The organism is Nonomuraea antri (assembly GCF_013283785.1).
Taxonomy (GTDB): domain Bacteria; phylum Actinomycetota; class Actinomycetes; order Streptosporangiales; family Streptosporangiaceae; genus Nonomuraea; species Nonomuraea antri.
On the sequence record NZ_JABCPZ010000422.1, the window covers coordinates 1 to 4,068 of the forward strand.

The following is a 4,068-nucleotide window of genomic DNA, read 5'->3' on the forward strand; positions in this document are numbered from 1 at the left end:
CCGCCCAGGTCACCCGCACCACCCTCACCCAGACCAAGACCGTGGACGGCACGCTCGGCTACGGCGACCCCGTCACCGTCGCCGCCAAGGCGCAGGGCACGATCACCTGGCTGCCCGGCGAGGGCGAGACCATCACCCGCGGCCAGGCCGTCTACAGCCTGGACGCCGACCGCCGCCCCCTGCTGTACGGCACGATGCCGCTCTACCGCACGCTGTCCGACGGCGCCGAGGGCAAGGATGTCGAACTGCTCGAACGCAACCTCGCCAAGCTCGGCTACACCGGCTTCGACGTGGACGACGAGTTCACCTGGGCCACCAGGGAAGCCGTCGAGGACTGGCAGGACGACCTCGGGCTCGACGTCACCGGCCAGGTCAGGCCGGGCGACGTGGTCGTCCACGACGGGCCGCTGCGCGTCGCCGAGCTCAAGGCCGCGCTCGGCGACGGGTCCGGCGGCCCGGTGCTCACCGGCACGGGAACCACCCGCCAGGTGCTCGTCGACCTGGACGTCGCCGACGGGCACCTGGTCAGGAAGGGCATGAAGGCCACCGTCGAACTGCCCGACGAGACCACCGTCGACGCCCGGGTGACCAGCGTCGGCAGGGTCGCCACCGAACAGAGCGCCGGGCAGTCCTCCGGCCAGGAGACCAGCACCACCATCGAGGTCACGCTCTCGGTGCGCGGGCTGAAGAAGACCTACGACGCCGCGCCCGTGGCCGTCACGATCGTCTCCGAGCAGCGCGAGGACGTGCTCGCCGTCCCGGTCGGCGCGTTGTTCGCGCTCGCCGAGGGCGGCTACGGCGTGCAGGTCGTCGACGGTGCGACCACCCGCTACGCCGCCGTCGAGACCGGCATGTTCGCCGACGGCAAGGTGGAGGTCCAGGGCGTGGCCGAGGGAACCACCGTGGCGGTGCCCAAGTGATCGCCGAACTGCGCGGCGTCGGCAAGCGCTACGGCGACGTCGAGGCGCTGCGCGGCGTCTCCCTGAGCATCGAGCAGGGCGAGCTGGTCGGCATCGTCGGACCGTCGGGGTCGGGCAAGTCCACCATGCTCAACATGCTCGGCACGCTGGACCGGCCGTCCGCCGGCCTGGTCCGCATCGCCGGACACGACGTGCTCGCGCTCAGCGACAGGCGGCTGTCCGCGCTGCGCGCCCACGTCATCGGGTTCGTCTTCCAGCAGTTCCACCTGGCCGCCGGGGTGCCCGCGCTGGACAACGTGGCCGACGGCCTGCTCTACGCCGGTCCGCCGCTGCGCGAACGGCGGCGGCGCGCGTACGAGGCGCTGGACCGGGTGGGGCTGGGGCACCGCGTCGGTCACCGTCCGCACGAGCTGTCGGGCGGCGAACGCCAGCGCGTGGCCATCGCCCGCGCCGTGATCGGCGACCCGCGGCTGCTGCTGGCCGACGAGCCGACCGGCAACCTCGACTCGCGCTCGGGCGCGGGGGTGATGGCGCTGCTGCGCGAGCTGAACGCGGCCGGGACGACCGTGGTCGTGATCACGCACGACCGCGACATCGCCGCCGCCCTGCCCAGACAGGTCGAGATGCTGGACGGCCGCGTGATGGACGGCCGTGTGATGGATGGGGTGCGCGCATGACCGGCACGGAGACGGCGGCGGCGGGGGCTGCGGCGGCGACGCCGGTGGTCACCCGGATGCGGCCGCGCGACGTGTTCAGGGTCGGCGGGGCCGGACTGCGCGCCAGGCCGCTGCGGGTGTTCCTGTCGGCGCTCGGCATCGCCATCGGCATCGCCGCCATGATCGGCGTCGTCGGCATCTCCGCCTCCAGCAGGGAGGACCTGAACCGCAGGCTCGCCGCGCTCGGCACCAACCTGCTCACCGTCTCCCCGGGCAAGACCCTGTTCGGCGAGTCCGCCCACCTGCCCGACGAGGCCGAGGGCAGGATCGGGCAGATCCCCGCGGTCACCTCCGTCACCGCCACCGGCACCACGCCGGCCAGGGTGTACCGCAACGACCACATCCCCGTGGCGGAATCGGGCAGCATCTCGGTCACCGCCGCCCGCCTGGACCTGATCGACGACGCCGGCACCAGCGTGACCAGCGGCGCCTGGCTGAACGCGGCCACCCAGCGCTACCCGGCCACCGTGCTCGGGGCCAAGGCGGCCGACCGGCTCGGCGTCGTCCAGGCCGGGCCCGACCAGCGGGTCTGGCTCGGCGGGCAGTGGTTCACCGTGGTCGGCGTCCTGGCCCCCGCGCCGCTGGCCCCGGAACTGGACACCGCCGCCCTGGTCGGCTGGCCGGTCGCCGAGGAACGGCTCGGCTTCGACGGCTACGCCACCACGATCTACGCCAGGGCGCGGGAGGAGTCCGTGGTGTCCGTGCGCGACGTGCTCGCCGCCACCGCCAACCCGGAGCAGCCCACCGAGGTGGCGGTCTCGCGGCCGTCCGACGTGCTGGCCGCCAAGCAGGCCACCGACGCCACGCTGAACGCGCTCCTGCTCGGACTCGGCGGCGTGGCGCTGCTGGTCGGCGGGGTGGGCGTGGCCAACACGATGGTCATCTCGGTGCTCGAACGGCGGGCCGAGATCGGGCTGCGCCGCTCGCTCGGCGCCACCAGGGGACAGATCAGGCTGCAGTTCCTGGCCGAGTCGTTGCTGCTGTCGGCCATCGGCGGCGTCGGCGGAGTGGCGCTCGGCATCGGCGTCACCGCGCTGTACGCGAGCCTGCAGGGCTGGCCCGCGATCGTGCCCGCGTGGGCGATGCTCGGCGGCGTCCTCGCCACGCTGGTCATCGGCGGGGTGGCCGGCTTCTACCCGGCGGTACGCGCCGCCCGCATGTCGCCGACGGAGGCCCTGGCCGCCCCGTGACCCTCAGCCGGTCGCCTCTTCGACGCTCAGGGGACGACGATCAGCCGGACGAGATGCCCGTGCGACCGGTACCCGGGCGGGTCGCCGGGCATCACGCCGGTGACGCAGTCGAACGTGTCATCCCCGGTCCTGCGCACCAGGAAGGACGGCTCGGCGATCGCCGACAGCAGCCTGATTGCCGCCCGGTGCACCTTGACGTCCGCCGCTTCGGCCGCTTCGGCCGTGCGCCTGGCCCGCACCTCGTACACCCCGTCGTCGAGCAGCCGCTCGGCCAGCACCTCCCAGCCGGGCTCGCATCGCAGGTGGGGGAGCAGGTGCGCGTCCGGGTCCTCGGTCACCCAGCCGTCGGTGCGCATCACCTCCGCCAGCCGCTCGACCTCGGGCAGCATCGCCGTGCCGTCCGCGATCCCGGTGTGCCGTTCGTCGATGTCCCAGCGCCTCGGCTCCATACGTCCGATTCTGACAAGAGCGCCGCCGGGGCGCAGGGGTAGCGTCGAGGTCATGGACGTACTCACTCGCGCCGAGCGCTACCTGCACCTGCACGGCCGGCTGATCGACAGGGCCAGGTTCGAGGCGCTGTTCCGCGCCGGATCCCGACAGCGGGTGCTCGATGTGCTGCGGTGTTACCAGAACCCCGACGGCGGGTTCGGCCACGCGCTCGAACCCGACCTGCGCGGCCCGGGCAGCCAGCCCGAGCCGGTCGAGGTGGCGTTCTGGATCCTGGACGAACTGGCCGCCTTCGACTCCCCGATGGTGCCCGCCGCCTGCGACTACCTGGCCTCCGTCACCGCGCCCGACGGCGGGGTGCCGTTCGTGCTGCCGTCCGTGCGTGACACCGAGCGCGCGCCCTGGTGGCAGACCGACGACGACCCGCCGGGCAGCCTGGTCCCGACCGCGTCCATCGCCGGGCAGTTGCACAAGCACGGCATCACGCACCCGTGGCTGGAACGGGCCACCGAGTTCTGCTGGTCGCGGATCGCCGAGATCGACAAGACCACCCCGTACGAGGCGCGGGCCGTGGTCTGCTTCCTCGACCTGGTGCCCGACCGGGAGCGCGCCGAGGCGGAGTTCGCCCGGCTGCGCCCGGCCATCCTGGACACCGTCTCGTTCGACCCGGCCGCGTCCGGCGAGGCGCACTTCCCGCTGGACTTCGCGCCCGCGCCGCTGCGGCTGCCGCTGTTCACCCAGGAGGTGCTGGACGAACACCTCGACGCGCTGCTCGCCGACCAGTCGGACGAGGGC

General features: G+C 73.5%; 5 protein-coding genes. 4 read left to right on the forward strand and 1 reads right to left on the reverse strand.

Annotated features, from left to right (window positions below):
• From HII36_RS53665 to HII36_RS53675, 3 genes are all read left to right on the forward strand, one after another.
• Positions 1-920 (forward strand): peptidoglycan-binding domain-containing protein (locus tag HII36_RS53665; protein WP_173531113.1); only part of this gene is annotated, 920 nt, incomplete at its 5' end.
• Entirely contained in the window at positions 920-1,597 is a 678-nt protein-coding gene (locus tag HII36_RS53670) for an ABC transporter ATP-binding protein (protein ID WP_173531117.1), read from the forward strand. The genes HII36_RS53665 and HII36_RS53670, both read left to right, overlap by 1 nt.
• A complete protein-coding gene (locus HII36_RS53675) occupies positions 1,594-2,826 on the forward strand; it encodes an ABC transporter permease (RefSeq protein ID WP_173531114.1) in 1,233 nt (410 codons plus the stop codon). The genes HII36_RS53670 and HII36_RS53675 overlap by 4 nt, the downstream gene beginning before the upstream one ends.
• Before the next feature lie 26 nt (positions 2,827-2,852).
• On the opposite strand, the gene HII36_RS53680 is transcribed toward HII36_RS53675, so the two are convergent.
• Positions 2,853-3,275 (reverse strand): hypothetical protein, encoded by a 423-nt coding sequence (locus HII36_RS53680; protein ID WP_173531115.1) that lies wholly within the window; start codon positions 3,273-3,275, stop codon positions 2,853-2,855.
• Between the two features lie 52 nt (positions 3,276-3,327).
• Here HII36_RS53680 and HII36_RS53685 point away from each other — a divergent pair.
• Positions 3,328-4,068 (forward strand): hypothetical protein (locus HII36_RS53685; RefSeq protein WP_173531116.1); only part of this gene is annotated, 741 nt, incomplete at its 3' end.